This is a genomic window from Streptomyces sp. NPDC005576, assembly GCF_042871745.1.
In the GTDB taxonomy this organism is placed as follows: domain Bacteria; phylum Actinomycetota; class Actinomycetes; order Streptomycetales; family Streptomycetaceae; genus Streptomyces.
Genome location: NZ_JBIAJC010000001.1, coordinates 209747 through 228984, shown reverse-complemented (window position 1 = coordinate 228984; position 19238 = coordinate 209747). Strand labels below are relative to the sequence as shown.

Here is a 19238-nt window from a genome sequence, read left to right as displayed (position 1 = left end):
GTAGCCCCGTGCCGGGGGGTTCGTCCCAGGGGCCCGGGCCGGTGCCCGGTCCCTTCACCGGGGTCTGGTGCCGATGACGACGGTGGCCCAGAGTTCGTCGGAGGTCGCCGTCCGGGCGTCGAGACCGCTGTCGCGGACGGTGGCGAGCGCGCGGTCGGCCTGGCGTTCGCTGGTCTCCATGAGGAGGCTGCCGCCGGGCGCGAGCCACCCGGGGGCGGCGGCGACCACCCGGCGCATGACGTCCAGTCCGTCGTCGCCTCCGTCGAGGGCGACGCGCGGTTCGTGGTCGCGGGCCTCGGCCGGCAGCAGGGCCACGTCGCCGGTCGGTACGTACGGCACGTTGGCGAGGAGTACGTCGATCCGGCCGCGCAGGCCGGTCGGCAACGCGGCGAAGAGGTCGCCCGGGTGGACTTGGCCCACGCCGTCGAGGTTGCGCCGGGCGCACCGTACGGCCGCCGGTTCGACGTCGCAGGCGTGCAGCTCCACCCGCCCGAGGACCCGGGCGAGCGCGGCACCGAGGGCGCCGGAGCCGCAGCAGAGGTCGACGACGACGGGCACGCCCGCGGTGTCGCCGCCGGTGGCGGCGTGGGTGACGGTGGCGGCTTGGGCGACGGTGGCGGCGGCCTGGTCGACGAGGAACTCGCTGCGGCGGCGGGGCACGAAGACCCCTGGGTCGACGGCGACCCGCAGACCGTGGAAACCGGCCCAGCCCAGGACGTGTTCGAGGGGCTGTCCCTCGGCGCGGCGCCGGACCATGGCGGTGGCCTCGGCCGGGGAGGCGGCGGTGGAGAGGATCAGTTCCGCTTCGTCCTCGGCGAAGACACAGCCGGCGGTACGGAGCGCGGTGACGATCGTGGAGCGGGAGAGCGAGGGAGGAAGAACCGACATGACGGAGCCTTTCGGGAGCCGATGGGCGCTCCGCGTTCGCTCACGTCCGGTGGACGTCGCGACCGTACGGGGTGAGCACCCAGCCTGACGCAGCGGTAATGGGGCTCACCTCCTCGGTCCGGGTCCCCGTTCGGGGACAGCCCCCTCTGTGGGGGTGCGGTCACACTACAACAGGCCCGGCGGCCTGGACACGCCCGTGCCGGCGCTCGGTCGCGGCGCGGGCACGGGTGGCACTCATCCCTACGTGGAGGGCTCGTCGGGCCGTCAGAGGTCCACGCTGTCACGGAGCTTCGTCGGGGTCAGGAAGGATGCCGCGACGACGCCGACGACGGCGATGCACGCGGCGATGAGGAAGATGTGGCCGGTCGCGTCGCCGTACGCGGCGCGGACCACCTCCTGGATCTGCGGCGGCATGGCCTTGAGGTTGAGCGTGGATCCGCCGGAGGACGAGGCGGCCGGATCGATACCGAGCTTCTTCAGCCCCTCGGTGATCTTCGTGGTGACCTGGCTGGCGAGCACCGCGCCGAGCACCGAGACGCCCATGGTGCCGCCGAGCGAGCGGAAGAAGGTGATGGCACCGCTGGCCGCGCCGAGTTCCCTGAGCGGAACCGTGTTCTGGAGGACCAGCACGAGGTTCTGCATCGACATGCCGACACCGGCGCCGACCGCGAACATGCCCACCCCGACGACGACCAGGTTCGTCCTGTGGTCGATGGTCGACAGCCCGAGGAAGCCGAGGGTGAGCACGACGACGCCGGTGAGGATGAACGGCTTGACTTTGCCGGTGCGCGAGACCAGCCGGCCCGCGACGGTGGAGGAGACCAGCACGCCGAACATCAGCGGGATGGTCAGCAGTCCGGACTGGATCGGCGAGTAGCCGCGGCCGATCTGGAAGTACTGGCCGAGGAAGACGGCCCCGCCGAACATGGCCATGCCGACCGAAAGGCTCGCGACGATGGCGAGCGCGGGGTCCCGGCGGCGGACGACGTGGAGCGGTACGACGGGCTCCTTGACCCGCGCCTCCACGAGGACGGCCGCACCCAGGATCAGCAGGCTTGCGGCGACCATGGCGCCGGACTGCCAGGAGATCCAGTCGAAGTCGTCCCCGACGAAGGTGACCCAGAGCAGCAGGAGGCTGACGCCGGCGGCTATCAGGGAGGCCCCGAGGTAGTCGACCTTGGCGTCGGGACGGCGGTGCTCCACCAGGTGCAGGGTGCGGGCGAGCATCACGAAGGCGACGAGCGTGAAGGGCACCGTGATGAAGAAACACCAGCGCCAGCCGAGCCACGAGGTGTCGGTGATGAATCCGCCGAGCAGCGGGCCGCCCACGGTGGCGACGGCCATGACCCCACCGAGGTAACCGTTGTACCGGCCGCGCTCCTTGGGGCTGATCATCGCGCCGATGATCACTTGGACGAGTACCTGCACCGCACCCATGCCCAGACCCTGGATGACCCGGAAGGCGATCAACTGACCGGTGGACTGAGCGAATCCACAGGCTACCGAGGAAATGACGAAGAGACAGATGGCGGTCTGCAGCAGCAGTTTCTTGCTGAAGAGGTCGGCCAGCTTGCCCCAGATCGGGGTGGACGCCGTGGAGGCCAGCAGGGTGGCGGTGACCACCCAGGTGTACTGGGACTGTGTGCCGTTGAGTGCTCCGATGATCTGCGGGAGCGCCACCGAGACGACCGTGCTGCTGGTCAGGGCGACGAACAGTACGAGAAGCAGACCGCTCAGCGCCCGCAGTATCTCGCGGTGCGTCATCGGTACGGCTTCGGTCGGCGTGGCCGTTTCTGCGCTCACGCGCAACCTCCGGAGTTTCGTAGGGGCACGACGGGTCCGACGGTGCCGCTTCCGGCGCCACGCAGCCATGCAGCCATGCAGCCATGCAGCCATGCAGCCATGCAGCCATGCAGCCATGCAGCATGTAACGCCGTTGTGCGCCAGCGGAGTCGGCGGCGCACGGGGTGAAATATCCGTCGGGGCGAACCCAGTCGGCGGGCGCTGGGACGCGCCTACGCACGCGCGCGCGAGCACGGCCCGGCCGAAGATGACAGGGACACTTCACCATACATCCATCACGGAAAATCTTGCCGTGTGCGCAACGATCAACGGCCAAGGGAGAATGGCCGGATGGAGAACTTTGTGGGATTGCGGGAGCGCAAGAAGGAAGCCACCCGGCAGGCGGTGCACGAGGCCACGCTGCGGCTGACCGTCGAGCACGGCTTCGACCACGTCACGGTGGAAGCGGTCGCGGACGCGGCCGGCATCTCACGCAGAACCTTCTCCAACTACTTCACCAACAAGGAGGACGCCCTCCTCTACGGGGAGGAACGGCAGATCGGTTCACTCGTCCGGCTGGTGCGCGACCGCCCCGCCGACGAACCCGCCTGGACCGCGCTGCGCGGGGCGATGACGGAGTTCATGTCACACGTCCCGCCCCCGGAACGGGAGTGGGCCGTTCGCACCCGCCTCGCGCTGCGCCATCCCTCGCTGCTCGCACGCCAGTTGGCCAATCACGCGGCGATGGAACGGGACCTGGCCGACGCCGTCGCCGACCGCCCCGGCCCCACCGCCCGGCCGGTCCGTCCCCTGGTCCTCGCGGCGGGCTTCCTCGCCTCCCTGCGCATCGCCATGCGCACCTGGATCGAGGAGGCCCCGGACCGCGAGCCGGCCGAGCTGATCACGGAGGTCATGGACGAGATGGGGCAGAGCTTCGGGTAAGGGCGTGCGGCGCAGGAGGGCGGGGCAGGGGGCGGGGCGGCGGGCCGCCCGGTTCAGGCTCCCTGCTCGTCGCGGGCGCGGGCGCGCCGGTCCGCGGTCAGCAGCGCGGTGTTGGCCGCCACCACGACGGTGTACGACAGGGCCGACACGGTCCCGTCGAGGTCGTACAGCGCGGCCACCGCGCACACGAAGATCAGCACCTTCACCCCCACCACCCCCGCGACCGGCAGCGCGTACCGCGCCTTGGGCGAGGCGTACATCCCCCACACGGTCGCCGCGATCCCCGGAAGCGCCACCGCGAGGAGCACCCGCAGCACGGTCGGCTCCACGCTGTGCCACCCCCAGCGGGCGAAGGCGACGATGGCCACGATCTCGACCAGGAACGCCAGTACCTCGTTGGCCGTGCGCAGGGGGGCGGGGAGTCTCATGCGGGGAGTCCTTTCTGAGGATAGTTTTGCCGACGGTACGGAGAGTCTCTGCGGACACGTCTCGGACCATGCGCCGACGGCAGGCAGGGTCAGTGCGATGAAGCGTCCCGCCGGCACCGCCACCGCTGTCATCACGGTGCTGAGACCTGGACCTACTGCACCACCGGGACAGCGGTGGGCTCAGGCGATACGCACTGCTGAAAGCCGCCACCTCTGAGGGGAACCGCTCACCGTCGGGCAGTCTGACGAATGAGACCGAAGATCAGGGCCGCTCCTCATCACGACAGTTCCTGAGTAAGCCCTTCGGTGCGCCCCTTCATCAAGATGTACGGCGGAAGCAGGGGATCGATGAATCGATATCTAAATCGGCGAAGAACTCCACGTTTTACAAGGATTCCACCGCGAGCGCCATCCATCGACGAGAAATCCGTCAGGTGATTCGCAAATGCGGGTATCTCATATCGCCGACCAGTGACTTCACAAAGCTTATCCCTCACATCGGGGGCACTAAATGTTCCAAGCTCATCTTTCTCGGCCATCGTACAAGCCAGAAGAACTTGCCTGTAAAGCGTTTCACGATTACTAAATGTAGCTCTGTGATATTTTTCACGAACGGTCTGAGAGACATTATTAAGCGCCCTTGTAATGGCGAAATCGAAATCGGCTGCACGCACATTTTCACGCCCCTGCTCAACCACATATACACCCGCATTTTGACAGAGAAGATGCGTGTAATGAGGAAGACCTTGAGAGATCTTCACTACCTGTTTGGCGAACAGATCATCCACCCCGAGGTTGGCCGATCTCATTCCTTGCCTAACGATCTCCATCAGCTCCTCGGATGTCATTCGTGGCATCTGAATCTGAACCAGGGCTCGCTGGACCGACGCATGCCCGGCAATCAGTTCATCGATATTATCCGCCACACCCACGAGCACGAGCGTGACCGGAATGGCTTGATCGGAAAGGATTTTTATCGTATCTGCAAAAAGCGAGCGTGCGACAGGGTCGTCGGGGCGGTCAAACTCGTCGATAAAAATTACCGCATTTCCATCGGCCTCGCCCAGCAAATCTAGTATTTTGCGGATTTTATTTGGCGTAGGATCCTCATCTCCCAACATGTCCGCCAGCGTCGTACTAGCCGCCACGACCGAGTCGTTAGAAAATCCCGCCCGCGGACGGGTATCCGTTATCGGAAAATCCGCAAGAACGCTTCGCCAAATTGAGCCAAACGAATCACCACTAGAACAGGTGTAATAACTAGTCCATGCAGTCTCACCGAACATGGATTTCATTACACGCGCAAGCGAGGTCTTACCGACGCCTCGTTCTCCATAAATTACCGCATGCTGCCCACGCTGGAATGCGATAGAAATAAGAGTACTCATCTGCTCTATTCGCCCCGCGAAGAGGGTCTTATCCGCGATGGGCGCGGACGGACTGAACGATCGCATGACCAGAGACCGGCGGGTCAGGGTTTCATCTAGGGAGTTCACGGGGCACAGCTTGCCCCGTTGACAGAAAGTATGCAAGCGTACTACACTGCAAACGTTATAGTTCCTGGTTGAGTGGGTACATGTGAGCTGGAACGTCATTGTCGTCGATGAACTAAGGGACTGGCTGCATGAGCTCCGAGGGGAAGATCGCGAGACTCTGCGATTGATCTCAGCAGCTATCGACATTCTGGCATCACAAGGCCCCACACTGGGCCGGCCACTTGTGGACAGCATCACTCGGTCGGAGATCAAAAACTTGAAAGAGCTGCGCCCCGGCTCATCAGGGAACTCCGAGGTCCGGATTCTGTTCGCCTTCGACCCTATCCGGCAGGCAGTTCTGCTGGTTGGCGGCGACAAGGCAGGCAACTGGCAAGGTTGGTACGACGAGGCAATTCCGGTTGCCGAGGAGCGTTTCCGTGCTCACGTCGAGGGGCAGAAATGAAATTTTGGGGCGCTGGGGGCGCGAGGGAGACACGATGAGCACCAACTGGCAGGATCTCAGGACCGAGTTGATCGACCCGGAGGATGAGGATGCCATTGACACTCATCGCGGTCGCATGCTCGCCGAAGTACGAGCGCATCGTCTGGCAGATGCGCGCAAGCGTCGGCAAATGACTCAGCAATCCATGGCGAGCGCCATGGGGATCACCCAGTCACGTGTCAGTGCTATCGAGCGGGGTGCGCTCAGCCGCTCCGAGCTAAGTACTCTGGAGTCTTACGTGGCAGCGCTGGGTGGAAGGCTGGAAATTGTAGCAGATTTCGGTGACGAAAGAATCATCCTCGGCTAAGGCCGGCCCGCAATACATGGGCAAGGTGTAGGAGCGGTTCGCATACTGCTTGTATGCGGACCGCTCCGACGACGCGGCGAAGTGTCGGAGGCGACACCGCCCACCTGCCAGGAACTGGCGGAACAATCTGCCTTCGACCTTCAGCCCATTCTCTCCGATCTCCAATCGGAAGGATGGGCTTTCCTCACGTAACAGCTGCATACGCAGGAAAGACAGCGACGGATGCGATCCGCCCGTTACCAAGGCTAAATTTCCACTGCCAAGATACTGGTGACATCGGCCCCGTCTCCGTCAGCAGACCGGGGAGAGCTGACTCCGGGCCGGAGGCTAGTGCCTCCGGCCCGGATTTAATAGAACCATCAGACGGCTTTCTTGAGATTACAGCACCGGCAGCAGCGCCTTCCGCTCGAAGGCGGTGACCTCGCTGCGGTACTCCTCCCACTCGCGCTTCTTGTTGCGGAGGAAGAAGTCGAAGACGTGCTCGCCGAGGGTCTCCGCGACGAGTTCGCTCTTCTCCATCAGGGAGATGGCCTCGCCGAGGTTCTGCGGGAGGGGCTCGATGCCCATTGCGCGGCGCTCGGAGTCGGAGAGGGCCCAGACGTCGTCGTCGGCGCCGGCCGGAAGTTCGTATCCCTCTTCGATGCCCTTGAGGCCCGCCGCGAGCAGCACCGCGTAGGTGAGGTACGGGTTGGCGCCGGAGTCGATGGAGCGGACCTCGACGCGCGCGGAGCCGTTCTTGCCGGGCTTGTACATCGGGACCCGGATGAGCGCGGAGCGGTTGTTGTGGCCCCAGCAGATGTACGAGGGGGCTTCGCCACCGGCACCGGCGCTGCGGGCGGAGCCGCCCCAGATGCGCTTGTAGGAGTTGACCCACTGGTTGGTGACGGCGGAGATCTCGGCGGCGTGGCGGAGGAGACCGGCGATGAAGGAGCGGCCGACCTTGGAGAGCTGGTACTCGGCGCCGGACTCGTAGAAGGCGTTGCGGTCGCCCTCGAAGAGGGAGAGGTGGGTGTGCATGCCCGAGCCCGGGTACTCCGAGAACGGCTTCGGCATGAAGGTGGCCTGTACGCCCTGCTCCAGCGCGACCTGCTTCATGACGAGGCGGAACGTCATGATGTTGTCGGCCGTGGAGAGCGCGTCCGCGTACCGGAGGTCGATCTCCTGCTGGCCGGGGGCGCCCTCGTGGTGGCTGAACTCGACGGAGATGCCCATCGATTCGAGCATGGTGATCGCCTGGCGGCGGAAGTCCATGCCGACGTTCTGCGGGGTGTGGTCGAAGTAGCCGGAGCTGTCGGCCGGGGTGGGCCGGGTGCCGTCGACCGGCTTGTCCTTCAGCAGGAAGAACTCGATCTCGGGGTGGGTGTAGAAGGTGAAGCCGAGGTCGGACGTCTTGGCGAGGATGCGCTTGAGGACGAAGCGGGGGTCCGCGAAGGAGGGCGATCCGTCCGGCATCAGGATGTCGCAGAACATGCGGGCGGTGCCGGGGGCCTCCGCGCGCCAGGGCAGGATCTGGAAGGTACCCGGGTCCGGCTTGGCGATCATGTCCGATTCGTATACACGGGCGAAGCCCTCGATCGCCGAACCGTCGAAGCCGATGCCCTCGTCGAAGGCCTGTTCCAGCTCGGCGGGAGCTACGGCCACGGACTTGAGGAACCCGAGGACATCGGTGAACCACAGTCGTACGAACCGGATGTCGCGTTCCTCAAGAGTCCTGAGGACGAATTCCTGCTGCTTGTCCATAGCCACATCCTTGCAGTTCAGACGGTCCGCGCACCACCGCCCGGGGTAGGGGGAGTCACTCCAGTATCACGAGCCGGGATTTCACCCAGATTACGCACACGGTGTGAGAGAGAGCACGCGGCCACCCACTACGATCAGCGGCCCCGATGTGCTGGGGGACGGCCGCATGCGTGACCGACTCTCGCACAGGGGTTCTTCCGACTCGTTCACTCCCTCCCGGCTCCTCCCAGAAGGACTCGATCTCATGAGCCTCCCCCCGCAGCCTCCGCAGGTCCAGACGCACCCGGCTCCGCTCCCCCAGCGGCGCCGCGCGGGGCGCGGACGGCTCGTGGCCATAGCGGTCGGCGTGGCCGTCGTCGCAGGTCTGGTGGGGTTCGGCGGCTCCACGCTGCTGGCCGGTCCGGGGTCGCGGGCCGGCCTCATGGCCGCCGCGGCCGCGGACTCCAAGCCCGGCGGGACCGATCCCGCGCGGGCGGGAGGTACGGCGTCGGGCCAGGCGATCGAGGGCGAGAAGTCCTGGGACGCCCGCAAGCTCACCCGCAACCACGTGACCCGTGCGGTCCATTACCCGATGACGCCTCCGGTGGGCGGGGACCACAACCCGACGTGGATGAACTGCGACGGCGACGTATACAAAACCCCGCTCGCCGATGTGAACGCCGTGCACTCCCTGGAGCACGGCGCGGTGTGGATCACGTACAACGGCAGCGCGTCGAAAGCCGCGGTGCGCAAGCTGGCCGGCCGAGTGGGGGCGACCCCGTTCACCCTGCTCAGCCCCTATCCCGGCCAGTCGGGCGCCATCACGCTCAGCGCCTGGGGAAAGCAGCTCACGGTGGACGGTCCCGACGACGAGCGGGTGGGCAGGTTCCTCGCCGCGCACGTCCAGGGCCCGCAGACCCCGGAGCCCGGCGCGCCCTGCACCGGTGGACTGGCGGCTCCCCGATGAGCGGCGGCACGGCACGGCGGACGCGCCCGCGCTGGGTGGCGGCAGGTGCACTGGCGATCGCGGCGCTGGTCGGAGGCGGTACGGCGGCGGTCGTGACCGCCCGCTCCGGCGGTGCGGAGCACGGCCAGGAGCAGGCGCAGGGGTACGGGCAGGGTTCGGCGCCGGGGCAGGGGCTGCCGGCGGTGGATTCGGCGGACGCCGGGTTCGCGCAGGACATGGCCGTCCACCATCAGCAGGCGGTGGAGATGTCCTTCGTGGTGCGTGACGGTACGCGCGACGAGGATGTGCGCCGCCTGGCGTACGACATCGCCCACACCCAGGCCGGCCAGCGCGGGATGCTGCTGGGCTGGCTCGATCTGTGGGGACTGCCGAAGATCGCCGCGACCGGCCGGCCCATGGCGTGGATGGATGCGGAGGACACGACGGACCTCATGGAGGGAACGGAGGGGATGGAGGGAATGGGTCACGGTGCGGCCCACCCGGACGCCGCCGGACCGATGACCGGCATGGCCACCAAAGCCGAGCTGAAGCGGCTCGGCGCCGCGCGGGGACGGGACGCCGAGGTGCTCTACCTCCAGCTGATGACCGACCACCACAAGGGCGGCATCGCCATGGCCCAAAGCTGCGCGGAACGGTGCGCGGTCCCGGCCGAGCGGCGGCTCGCCCAGGGCATGGTGGACGCCCAGGGGGCCGAGCTGAAGCTGATGGCGGACCTGCTGGCCGAGCGGGGAGCCCGTCCCCGCGCCTGAAGCCACCCCCGCAGACGCCCCGCACCAGCCCTTCACTCGCCCGTACGGCCCTGCGCCCACGGACGGGTGAGGGGCGGCTCACTTTCCGCACTCACTCGAATGGGTGATATCGATCGGCACCGGAGCGTGCCTCCGAGGACGATGGAGGGTGGACTCGGGGACGTGCGGCACGTGCTCAGGCACGGATTGCTCAGGCACGGATTGCTCAGGCACGGACCACCAAGGCACGGACCACCAAGGTTCGGGCCACTCAGGTTCGGGCCACCCAGGTTCGGGCCACTAAGACACCGATCACCCTGCGGGAGGAACATCATGACCACGGCGAAGGACATCATGCATCCCGGCGCCACCTGGATTCCGGCACACGAGACGCTCGACCGGGCCGCCCAGCTGATGCGCGACCACCACGTGGGCTCGCTGCCCGTCTCGGCGGAGGGCGCCGAGGACCGGATGGTCGGGATCATCACCGACCGGGACATCGTGGTCGGCTGCGTGGCGAGCGGCCACGACCCGTCGCAGGTGACGGCGGGCGACCTCTGCCACGGGACACCGCGCTGGATCGACTCCGGGGCCGGAGTGGACGCGGTGCTGGAGGAGATGCAGGCGCACCGCATCCGGCGGCTCCCGGTGGTCGAGAACAAGAAGCTGATCGGCATGATCAGTGAGGCGGACCTGGCGCAGCACCTCAGTGAGGCGCAGCTGGCCGACTGGGTGGGCCGGGTGTACGCGCGGGCCTGACCGGCGCGACCGGCTCCGGGAACGGCCGCCTGCGGGAACCGCCGTCCGCGGGGACGCCCGCCCGCACACCGCCAACAGTCCCCCGTGGAAACGGAATCGGGCCCCTCCGGGACATCGCGTCAGAAAGACGATTACACTGCGGGCGTGCCTCAACTACGCCTCGCCCTCAATCAGATCGACTCGACGGTCGGCGACCTCACCGGCAACGCCGAGGCGATCGTCCGCTGGACCCGGCACGCGGCCGAGCTGGGCGCCCACCTCGTCGCCTTCCCCGAGATGGTGCTGACCGGCTATCCGGTGGAGGACCTGGCCCTGCGCTCGTCCTTCGTCGAAGCCTCGCGTTCCGCGCTGCGCGCGCTCGCCGCCCGGCTCGACGCGGAGGGCTTCGGCGAACTGCCGGTGATCGTCGGCCACCTCGACCGTTCCGCGCACGCCGCTCCCCGGTACGGGCAGCCGGCGGGTTCGCCGCGCAATGCGGCGGCGGTGCTGCACCGGGGGCGGATCGCGCTGAACTTCGCCAAGCACCATCTGCCCAACTACGGGGTGTTCGACGAGTTCCGGTACTTCGTCCCGGGCGATTCGATGCCGGTCGTGCGGGTGCGCGGCATCGATGTGGCGCTCGCCATCTGCGAGGACCTCTGGCAGGACGGCGGCCGAGTGCCGGCGGCCCGCGCGGCGGGCGCGGGACTGCTGCTGTCGATCAACGCCTTTCCCTATGAGCGGGACAAGGACGACACCCGTCTCGAACTGGTCAGCAGGCGGGCGCGGGAAGCCGGTTGCACCACCGCGTACCTGGCGATGACGGGCGGCCAGGACGAGTTGGTCTTCGACGGCGATTCGATCGTGGTGGACGCGGAGGGCGAAGTCATCGCCCGCGCACCGCAGTTCGCCGAGGGGAGCGTGATCCTCGATCTCGAACTGCCGGCCGCCTCGGCCGAACCGCCGTCCGGCGAGGTGAACGACGGACTCCGGATCGACCACGTCGTCCTCTCCGGGGAGCCGCTCCCGCCGTACGCCCCCGAACTGGCCGGGGGGTACGCCGAGCGGCTAGACGACGACGAGGAGCTGTACTCCGCGCTGGTCGTGGGGCTGCGCGCCTACGCCACGAAGAATGGTTTCAGCAGCGTGCTGGTCGGGCTCTCCGGAGGTATCGACTCGGCGCTCGTCGCGGCCCTCGCCTGCGACGCGCTGGGCCCCGCGCACGTGTACGGCGTCTCCATGCCGTCGAAGTACTCCTCGGACCATTCCAGGGACGACGCGGCCGAGTTGGCGCGGCGTACGGGGCTGAACTACCGCACCGTATCCATCGCGCCGATGTTCGACGCGTACATGGGGTCGCTGGAGCTCACCGGACTCGCCGAGGAGAACCTCCAGTCACGGCTGCGCGGCACGGTGCTGATGGCGATCTCCAACCAGGAGGGGCAGATCGTGCTCGCGCCGGGCAACAAGTCCGAGCTGGCGGTGGGTTACTCGACGCTCTACGGGGATTCGGTCGGGGCGTACGGGCCGATCAAGGACGTGTACAAGACGTCGGTCTTCCGGCTGGCGAAGTGGCGCAACCGGGCCGCCGAGGAGCGCGGGCAGACCCCGCCGATCCCCGAGGCGTCGATCACCAAGCCGCCCAGCGCCGAACTGCGGCCCGGGCAGGTGGACACCGATTCACTGCCCGACTACGAGGTGCTGGACCGGATCCTGGAGCTGTACGTCGACCGCGACCAGGGCCGGGAGGCGATCGTCGCGGCGGGTTTCGACGAGGAGCTGGTGGTGCGGACGCTGCGGCTGGTCGACGCCGCCGAGTACAAGAGGCGGCAGTACCCGCCGGGCACGAAGATCTCCCCGAAGGGGTTCGGCAAGGACCGGCGGCTGCCGGTCACGAACCACTGGCGCGAGGCGCCCGGGAAGCGCCTTCCGTAGGCGGGAGGGCGCCGGCCCGTCCGGCGCGGCGACGGGCGGGGCGCCGTGGCGCGCTCCCGGCCTCACTCCCCCGGCGCGCTCCGTACGGTCTCCCGGCTGGTCGTCGGCAGGTCCGAGCCGCCCGCGACGACCCGGGACGGTGTGGCGCGGTCGCGGTCCAGGACGGTCGCGGTGACCGCGATACCGAGGCCGGCGAGGGCGAGCGCGGCACCGACCGGTGCGGGCGAGGTCCACCCCCAGCCCGCCGAGATGGCCGCACCGCCGAGCCAGGCGCCGCCCGCGTTGGCGAGGTTGAAGGCGGAGTGGTTGGAGGCGGAGGCCAGCGTGGGGGCGTCCTTCGCCTTGCGCATCACCAGCATCTGGAGCGGGGTCGTCGTCATGAAGCCGACCGCTCCGAGCAGGACCACCATCACCAGCGCCAGCCACTTCACGTGCACCGTGAGCGGGAAGAGCAGCAGGACGACGGTGAGCGCCGCCAGCGAGCCGAAGAGCGTCGGCCGCAGCGCGCGGTCGGTGAGCGGTCCGGCGGCGAGGGCGCCGACGGTCATGCCGATGCCGAACAGGGCCAGCACGAGGGTGACCGAGGACTCACCGAAGCCCATCGCCTCGGTGGTCATGGACGAGAGGTACGAGTACACGGCGAAGACGCCCGCGAAGCCGAAGACGGCGGTGAGCAGCCCGAGGATCACCTGCCGGTTGCGGAGCGCGCGCAGTTCGTGGCGTACGTCCTGGTGCTCGGCGACCGGGATCTGCGGGATCAGCCGGGCCAGGGCGGCCAGGGCGACCAGTCCGATCACGGCCACCACGACGAACGTCGCCCGCCAGCCGAGGTGCTGGCCGAGCAGGGTCGCGGCCGGCACACCCACGATGTTGGCCACGGTCAGACCGAGGAACATGGTGGCGACGGCCCGCGCCTGACGGCCCTCCGGGACCAGGCGGGCGGCGACGACCGCGCCGACGCCGAAGAAGGCGCCGTGCGGCAGGCCCGCGATCAGGCGGCCCGCGACGAGCCAGCCGAAGCCGGGGGCGAAGGCGGAGGCGGCGTTGCCGAGGATGAAGAGCGACATCAGCAGCAGGAGCATCCGCTTGCGCGGGAGGCGGGAGCCGAGAGCGGTGAGCAGCGGGGCACCGAGCACGACGCCGATCGCATAGGCGGAGACGAGGTAACCGGCGGTGGGTACGGAGGTACCCAGGTCGTCCGCGACGTTGGGCAGCAGCCCCATCATCACGAACTCGGTGGTGCCTATGCCGAAGGCGCTCACAGCCAGGGCGAGCAAGGCCAGAGGCATGGGGAAAAAACCTTTCAGCAGGAGGGCGCGCGCCTGCGTCCCACGTGGACGTGGTGACCGTGCGGGGACGTGGCGGAGCGGTCGGCCGCGCGGACGTGCACGCGGACCGGGCGGGGAGAAGGGCGGACGGAGTCGGAGAGACGGACCCGCGATGCTCCGGCGGCTCTGCCGGGCATGCTCAGTCAGCAGCCTGAACAAAGTGTGGCAGACGATCTGTTCCTGGAGGTGAACGGGTCGTTTCCGCGGAGTGGGGTCCGGGCGTCGGCCGGACCCGCCCCGGCCCGCGTGCGGCCCCCCTGGCCAGCGCGCCGCACGCGGTCAAAGCCGACCGCGGTCAGAGCCGACCGCGCTCGGAGCCCACCACGCTCAGGCCAGGAGGCGCGCACGGGCGGACGCGCTCAGAGCTGGACGCGGGCGGCGACCGGCAGATGGTCGCTGGCGGTCGCGGCGAGCGTCCACGAGGACATCGGCTCCACGCCCCTGACCATGATCTGGTCGATCCGGGCCATCGGGAACGAGGCGGGCCAGCTGAAGCCGAAGCCGTCGCCCGCGGCGCCCTGGGTGGACCGCATCTGCGAGGTGACGGCCTTCAGGGAGCGGTCGTTCATGGTGCCGTTGAGGTCGCCGAGCAGGACGACCCGGCTCAGCGGCTCGTCGGAGATGGCCTCGCCGAGGGCGTCGGCGCTGTTGTCGCGCTGGTTGGCGGTGAACCCGGCGTGCAGTTTGACGCGGACGGACGGCAGGTGGGCGACGTACACGGCGACCTTGCCGCCGGGGGCGGTGACGGTGGAGCGCATGGCCCGGACCCAGCCCATCTTTATGTCGACGGGCCGGGTACTGCTGAGCGGGTACTTGCTCCAGAGGCCGACCGTGCCCTGGACCGAGTGGTACGGGTAGTGACCGTCGAGCGCCTTCTCGTACGCGGCGACCTGACCGCTCGGCAGTTCCTGGAGCGCCACCACGTCCGCGCCGGAGCCGGCCACCTGCTCGGCGGTCCCGGCGGGATCGGGGTTGCCCGCGTTCACGTTGTGCGTGGCGACGGTGAGGTTGCCGCCGGGGCCGGACTTGTCGTCGAGCAGCAGGCCGCCGAAGAGATTGAGCCACACCACCAGGGGCAGGAGCAGGGCGACGAGTGCGGTCGCCGAGCGCCGTACGACGCCGAGCAGCAGCAGGACGGGGAGGACGACGCCGATCCACGGCAGGAAGGTCTCGGTCAGGCTGCCCAGGTTGCCGAGCCGGTTCGGGATCTCGGCGTGGAAGACCATCACCAGCGTCACCAGGACCGAGCAGACCGCGAGCAGGATGCCGCGCCGCCAGATACCCCGGTCCGCCTTCAAGCGGTCCAGCCGGGCCCGGAAGCGGGAGCCGGCGCGCGGCGGCTCCGCGTTGTCGTTGCCGGTGTCCGCTCCGTACGCCTGCACCATCGCGCTTCCTCACTGCGTTGCCCTGCATGTCGCCGCGCCCCCGACCCTAGGGGATCGGCGGCCGTTTTCCCTCCGCCCGTGTCGGCGGCACGGAGAGAAGGACGACCGGAACGGGACCATGGGTTCCGCTTTGTGCCGAGCCGTCCGGGCCTGTGACGGACCCCTCATTTCCGGCCGTCCGGTCCGGCGCGTCCGCTGCCGCACCCGCCGGGACGGGTGGCGGCGGGGCCGGGAGGGTCAGCGGTCGCCGGAGGGACCGGACGCGCCGGAGGGGCCCGGCCCCGCGGGGCCGCCCTGCGCGGTCGGGCCCAGGCCCTGCATCAGGGCGTCCATGACCCGGTCGACCAGGTCCTCGGGCAGCGGCGCGTCGCGGCGGTGCAGCGTCCGTACGAGCATCGCGCCGATGAAGAGGTCGTTCATCAGCTCCACATCGAGGTCGGCCCGCAGCTCGCCCGCGTCGACGGCCCGGCGGACCGCGTCGAGCATCGCGACCCGGCGCGGCGCGACGACGGTCTCCTGGTACTCGGTCCAGAGCCGGGGGTGGCTCTTCATCTGCACGAACACGTTGTGCAGCAGGACCGAGGAGCGCTGCGCCAGCCCCCGGGTGCGCTGGGACTCCATGAGTACGCGCAGGTCGGCGAGGCCCGCGGTGCCGGAGACGACGGGGTCCGGCGGTTCCATGTCACGCAGTACGTCGAGGAAGAGCTCTTCCTTGCCGTTCCAGCGGCGGTAGATGGTGGCCTTGCCGACCTTGGCGGTACGGGCGATGCGTTCGATGGAGAGGCCGGCGAGCGGTTCGCCGGCCTCCAGGAGGGAGATGACGGCGTCCAGGATGGCCCGTTCGGCGGCGGCGCTGCGGGGGCGCCCCGGGCCACCCGGGCCACGGTCGTGCTCGTGGGCCCGCGCGTGCTCCGGGTCCTGGGCCGCACGCTGCTCAGGGCCCTGCGGCGGACCTGGTGGTGAGCCCTGCTCCGGGTCCTGCTCGGGCCCCTGCTCCGGGCCACGCCCGTGCTGCTGATGCCGCACCTGATTCCGCCTCTCCTCGCCCGTTCGACCGCTGCGCCAATTCTCGCCGACCGGACCCCCTCCTTCCCCTCGGGCCCCGGCGCGGCTCCGGCCGCCCGGGGACCGCGAAGGCCCGGGCCCCCGGGCATAACGCCGGCGGGGACCCGGGCCGGTCCTCGGGGTCAGCCCTTCCGGCCCTGTTCGGCCGGTACGGGCGCGGACTGCTCGGGGGCCTGCGGCCGGGGCCCGGCGGCGGGCTTGCCGGGCAGGAACAGCGCGACGACCACGGCGCCGGCCAGCGCGATGGCGGCGGAGCCGAGGGCGGCGACGTGCATGGCGCTGATGAAGGCGTCGGCGGCCGCCGCGGCGAGCGGCTTGCCGGCCGGGCCGAGCTTCGCGGCGACGCCGAGCGTGGCCTCGATCGACTCTCCGGCGACGTCCCGGGCGCCGGCCGGTACGGCCGAGAGGTGTCCCTCGATGTCGCCCCGGTAGACGGTGGAGAGCACCGAGCCGAGCACCGCGATGCCGAGTGCCCCGCCGACCTGGCGGAAGGTGTTGTTGATGGCGGAGCCCGCGCCCGCCTTCTCGCGGGGCAGCGTCTGCATGATGGCGACGGTGACCGGCGGCATGATGTGCGCCATCCCGGTGCCCTGCACGAAGAAGACCACGCACAGCACCCAGACGGGCGTGTCGGCGTCGAAGGTCGCGAAGGCGGCGAGGCCCGCGCCGACCAGGATCATGCCGACGGTGCAGACCGCACGGACGCCGAAGCGCTGGACGACGATCCGGGCGCGCGGCGAGAAGATCATCTGTGCGGCGGCGAGCGGCAGGACCAGCAGTCCGGACTGGAGCGCGGAGTAACCGCGCACGCTCTGGAGGTAGAACGCCGAGAAGAAGGTGACGCCCATCAGCGCGAAGAAGACCAGCGCGATGGCGGCGACGGCGGCGGAGAACGCCGGCTTCTTGAAGTGGGAGACGTCGAGCGCGGGGTGTGCGGTGCGCTTCTCGTAGAGGACGAAGGCGGTCAGGACGACCACGCCGCCGAGGACCGGGGCGAGCACCGTGAGGTCGGTGAAGTCGGCGAGTTCGCCGCCCCGGATGATGCCGTAGACGAGCAGGACGAGGCCCACGATGGACAGGACGACGCCGACCGGGTCGAGCTTGCCGGGCTTCGGGTCGCGCGAGTCCGGTACGAGGATCACCATCGCGATCAGGGCGACCACGCCCACCGGCACGTTGACGAGGAAGATCGAGCCCCACCAGAAGTGCTCCAGCAGGAGTCCGCCGGTGATCGGGCCGATGGCGATGCCCAGGCCGACGCCGCCGGCCCAGATACCGATGGCGCGGGGCTGCTCGTCGGGCTCGAAGACGTTCATCAGGATGGCGAGGGTGGCCGGCATCACGAAGGCCGCGCCGAGGCCCATCACCGCGCGCCAGGAGATGAGCTGGCCCGGCGAGTCGGAGAAGGCGGCGAGCGCGGAGCCCACCACGAAGACGGAGATGCCGAAGAGCAGCACCCGCTTGCGGCCGAGCCGGTCGCCGAGCAGCCCCGAGGTGAAGAGCAGGCCGGCGAAGACGAGCGTGTAGGAGTTGATCGCCCACTCCAGCTCGCTCTGGGTGGCGCCGATTCCGTCCGGCGCGGGACTGGCGATCGTCTTGACCGCGACGTTCAGGATCGAGTTGTCCAGCACTACGATGAGCAGGCTGAACATGAGCACGGCGAGAATGGCCCAACGGCGGCGGTGGACCGCCTCCGGGACACGGGACACGGCGCCAGGCGCGCCGGACGGTATGGACATGGGAAGAGCGTAGCGGCATTTCGATACGAGACCGTCTCGTATTGTAAAGTCTTTACTCTTCTCCTCCGCGCAACCAGGCCACTGGGGGGACCGGTGCGCCCCCGGCCACCGGCGCGGACCGGCCTCCCGGACGGGGTCCGGCGGAAGGCGCCCCGTGGGCCCACTTCCCGCGCACCACCGGAGGATGCAACCATGGGAGGGATCCGGGGACGCCGTCAGGGTGCCTCGAGATGACGAAGGAGCCGTTGGCCATGTCGCTCAACGCTGCGCAGAATCAGTCCGCCCAGCCCACCGGGCCCTCCCCCTCCGACAGCAGCAAGGCGCTGTACGGAGGCAAGAGCACCCGCCGCATCACCGTCCACGACATCGCGGCCGCCACCGCACGCGGTGAGAAGTGGCCCATGCTGACCGCCTACGACGCGATGACCGCCTCCGTCTTCGACGAGGCCGGCATCCCGGTCCTGCTCGTCGGCGATTCCATGGGGAACTGCCACCTCGGCTACGAGACCACCGTGCCCGTCACGATGGACGAGATCACCATGCTGTCGGCCGCCGTCGTACGGGGCACCAAGCGCGCCCTGGTCGTCGGCGACCTGCCCTTCGGTTCGTACCAGGAGGGTGCCGTCCAGGCGCTGCGCAACGCCACCCGGCTGGTCAAGGAGGCCGGGGTCGGTGCCGTGAAGCTGGAGGGCGGCGAGCGCAGCTACGAGCAGATCCGGCTGCTGGTCGAGTCCGGCATCCCGGTCATGGCCCACATCGGCCTCACTCCGCAGTCGGTCAACGCCATGGGCTACCGGGTGCAGGGACGCGGCGATGAGTCCGCGCACCGGCTGCTGCGCGACGCCAAGGCCGTGCAGGACGCGGGGGCGTTCGCCGTCGTCCTGGAGCTGGTGCCGGCCGAGCTGGCCGCCGAGGTCACCAGCACCCTGCACATCCCGACCGTCGGCATCGGCGCCGGCGCCGGGACGGACGCCCAGGTGCTCGTCTACACCGACATGGTGGGCCTGACGGGCGGCAAGGTGCCGCGCTTCACCAAGCAGTACGCGAACCTGCGCCAGATCATGGGTGACGCGGCGAAGGAGTTCGCGGGCGAGGTCGTCGGCGGCACGTTCCCGGCGCCGGAGCACACCTTCCACTGACGGCGCGGGCGGTCTCCGCCCCCGCCGCCCGACCGGTGCGCCGAGCCCCACCCGCCGCACCGGTCGCACAGCCACCTCCGGCACCACCGTCAGCCCGCCGACATCCCCCATCGGCGGGCTGACGCATGCCTGTCGGCGATATATCGGTGAACTGTCGGCCGCCTCTGGTCC

At 69.1% G+C, this 19238-nt stretch carries 17 protein-coding genes; 8 read left to right on the top strand and 9 right to left on the bottom strand.

What is annotated here, in order from left to right:
• Positions 1–54: 54 nt before the first annotated feature.
• Positions 55–888: a putative protein N(5)-glutamine methyltransferase gene (locus tag ACFYPN_RS01060; protein WP_389296367.1), complete on the bottom strand. Its 834-nt coding sequence runs from the start codon at positions 886–888 to the stop codon at positions 55–57.
• 264 nt (positions 889–1152) lie between these two features.
• Positions 1153–2652 carry an MDR family MFS transporter gene (locus ACFYPN_RS01055; protein ID WP_389296574.1) on the bottom strand — a complete coding sequence of 500 codons (1500 nt, stop codon included), beginning with the start codon at positions 2650–2652 and terminating at the stop codon, positions 1153–1155.
• Between the two features lie 369 nt (positions 2653–3021).
• Here ACFYPN_RS01055 and ACFYPN_RS01050 point away from each other — a divergent pair, with 369 nt between their 5' ends.
• Positions 3022–3612: a TetR family transcriptional regulator gene (locus ACFYPN_RS01050; protein ID WP_389296366.1), complete on the top strand. Its 591-nt coding sequence runs from the start codon at positions 3022–3024 to the stop codon at positions 3610–3612.
• Positions 3613–3665: 53 nt separating this feature from the next.
• Here ACFYPN_RS01050 and ACFYPN_RS01045 read toward each other — a convergent pair whose 3' ends face one another.
• Both ACFYPN_RS01045 and ACFYPN_RS01040 read right to left on the bottom strand, forming a co-directional pair.
• A complete protein-coding gene (locus ACFYPN_RS01045) occupies positions 3666–4040 on the bottom strand; it encodes a YrdB family protein (protein ID WP_358757915.1) in 375 nt (124 codons plus the stop codon).
• A gap of 278 nt (positions 4041–4318) precedes the next feature.
• Complete coding sequence (locus ACFYPN_RS01040; protein WP_389296365.1) at positions 4319–5536, bottom strand: AAA family ATPase; 1218 nt, start codon at positions 5534–5536, stop codon at positions 4319–4321.
• 82 nt (positions 5537–5618) lie between these two features.
• Here ACFYPN_RS01040 and ACFYPN_RS01035 point away from each other — a divergent pair, with 82 nt between their 5' ends.
• The gene (locus tag ACFYPN_RS01035; protein WP_358757909.1) at positions 5619–5978 is read left to right on the top strand and encodes a type II toxin-antitoxin system RelE/ParE family toxin; all 360 of its coding nucleotides are present in this window, start codon (positions 5619–5621) and stop codon (positions 5976–5978) included.
• A 34-nt stretch (positions 5979–6012) separates the two neighbouring features.
• Entirely contained in the window at positions 6013–6324 is a 312-nt protein-coding gene (locus tag ACFYPN_RS01030; RefSeq protein WP_358757907.1) for an XRE family transcriptional regulator, read from the top strand.
• A 378-nt stretch (positions 6325–6702) separates the two neighbouring features.
• Here the strand turns inward: ACFYPN_RS01030 and glnA are convergent, their stop codons facing one another.
• Positions 6703–8064 carry a type I glutamate--ammonia ligase gene (gene glnA / locus ACFYPN_RS01025; protein WP_266703648.1) on the bottom strand — a complete coding sequence of 454 codons (1362 nt, stop codon included), beginning with the start codon at positions 8062–8064 and terminating at the stop codon, positions 6703–6705.
• Positions 8065–8308: 244 nt separating this feature from the next.
• Here glnA and ACFYPN_RS01020 point away from each other — a divergent pair, with 244 nt between their 5' ends.
• The 4 genes from ACFYPN_RS01020 to ACFYPN_RS01005 all read left to right on the top strand — a co-directional run bounded on the left by ACFYPN_RS01020 (position 8309) and on the right by ACFYPN_RS01005 (position 12411).
• Positions 8309–9010 carry a DUF3105 domain-containing protein gene (locus ACFYPN_RS01020; RefSeq protein ID WP_358757905.1) on the top strand — a complete coding sequence of 234 codons (702 nt, stop codon included), beginning with the start codon at positions 8309–8311 and terminating at the stop codon, positions 9008–9010.
• Entirely contained in the window at positions 9007–9759 is a 753-nt protein-coding gene (locus ACFYPN_RS01015) for a DUF305 domain-containing protein (RefSeq protein ID WP_358757903.1), read from the top strand. The genes ACFYPN_RS01020 and ACFYPN_RS01015 overlap by 4 nt, the downstream gene beginning before the upstream one ends.
• Positions 9760–10071: 312 nt before the next feature.
• Positions 10072–10497 (top strand): CBS domain-containing protein, encoded by a 426-nt coding sequence (locus ACFYPN_RS01010; RefSeq protein WP_358757902.1) that lies wholly within the window; start codon positions 10072–10074, stop codon positions 10495–10497.
• Between the two features lie 144 nt (positions 10498–10641).
• A complete protein-coding gene (locus ACFYPN_RS01005) occupies positions 10642–12411 on the top strand; it encodes an NAD+ synthase (RefSeq protein WP_389296364.1) in 1770 nt (589 codons plus the stop codon).
• Positions 12412–12473: 62 nt separating this feature from the next.
• On the opposite strand, the gene ACFYPN_RS01000 is transcribed toward ACFYPN_RS01005, so the two are convergent.
• The 4 genes from ACFYPN_RS01000 to ACFYPN_RS00985 form a co-directional block, all read right to left on the bottom strand.
• Positions 12474–13700 carry an MFS transporter gene (locus ACFYPN_RS01000; protein WP_358757898.1) on the bottom strand — a complete coding sequence of 409 codons (1227 nt, stop codon included), beginning with the start codon at positions 13698–13700 and terminating at the stop codon, positions 12474–12476.
• Between the two features lie 398 nt (positions 13701–14098).
• A complete protein-coding gene (locus ACFYPN_RS00995; RefSeq protein WP_389296363.1) occupies positions 14099–15124 on the bottom strand; it encodes an endonuclease/exonuclease/phosphatase family protein in 1026 nt (341 codons plus the stop codon).
• A gap of 237 nt (positions 15125–15361) precedes the next feature.
• On the bottom strand, positions 15362–16150 hold the full coding sequence (locus ACFYPN_RS00990) for a TetR/AcrR family transcriptional regulator (protein WP_389296362.1): 789 nt from the start codon (positions 16148–16150) through the stop codon (positions 15362–15364).
• Positions 16151–16311: 161 nt separating this feature from the next.
• Positions 16312–17928: an MFS transporter gene (locus ACFYPN_RS00985; RefSeq protein WP_389296361.1), complete on the bottom strand. Its 1617-nt coding sequence runs from the start codon at positions 17926–17928 to the stop codon at positions 16312–16314.
• Positions 17929–18179: 251 nt separating this feature from the next.
• Between ACFYPN_RS00985 and panB the strand changes: the two genes are divergently transcribed.
• Complete coding sequence (gene panB / locus ACFYPN_RS00980) at positions 18180–19067, top strand: 3-methyl-2-oxobutanoate hydroxymethyltransferase (RefSeq protein ID WP_358765674.1); 888 nt, start codon at positions 18180–18182, stop codon at positions 19065–19067.
• Positions 19068–19238 lie beyond the last annotated feature (171 nt).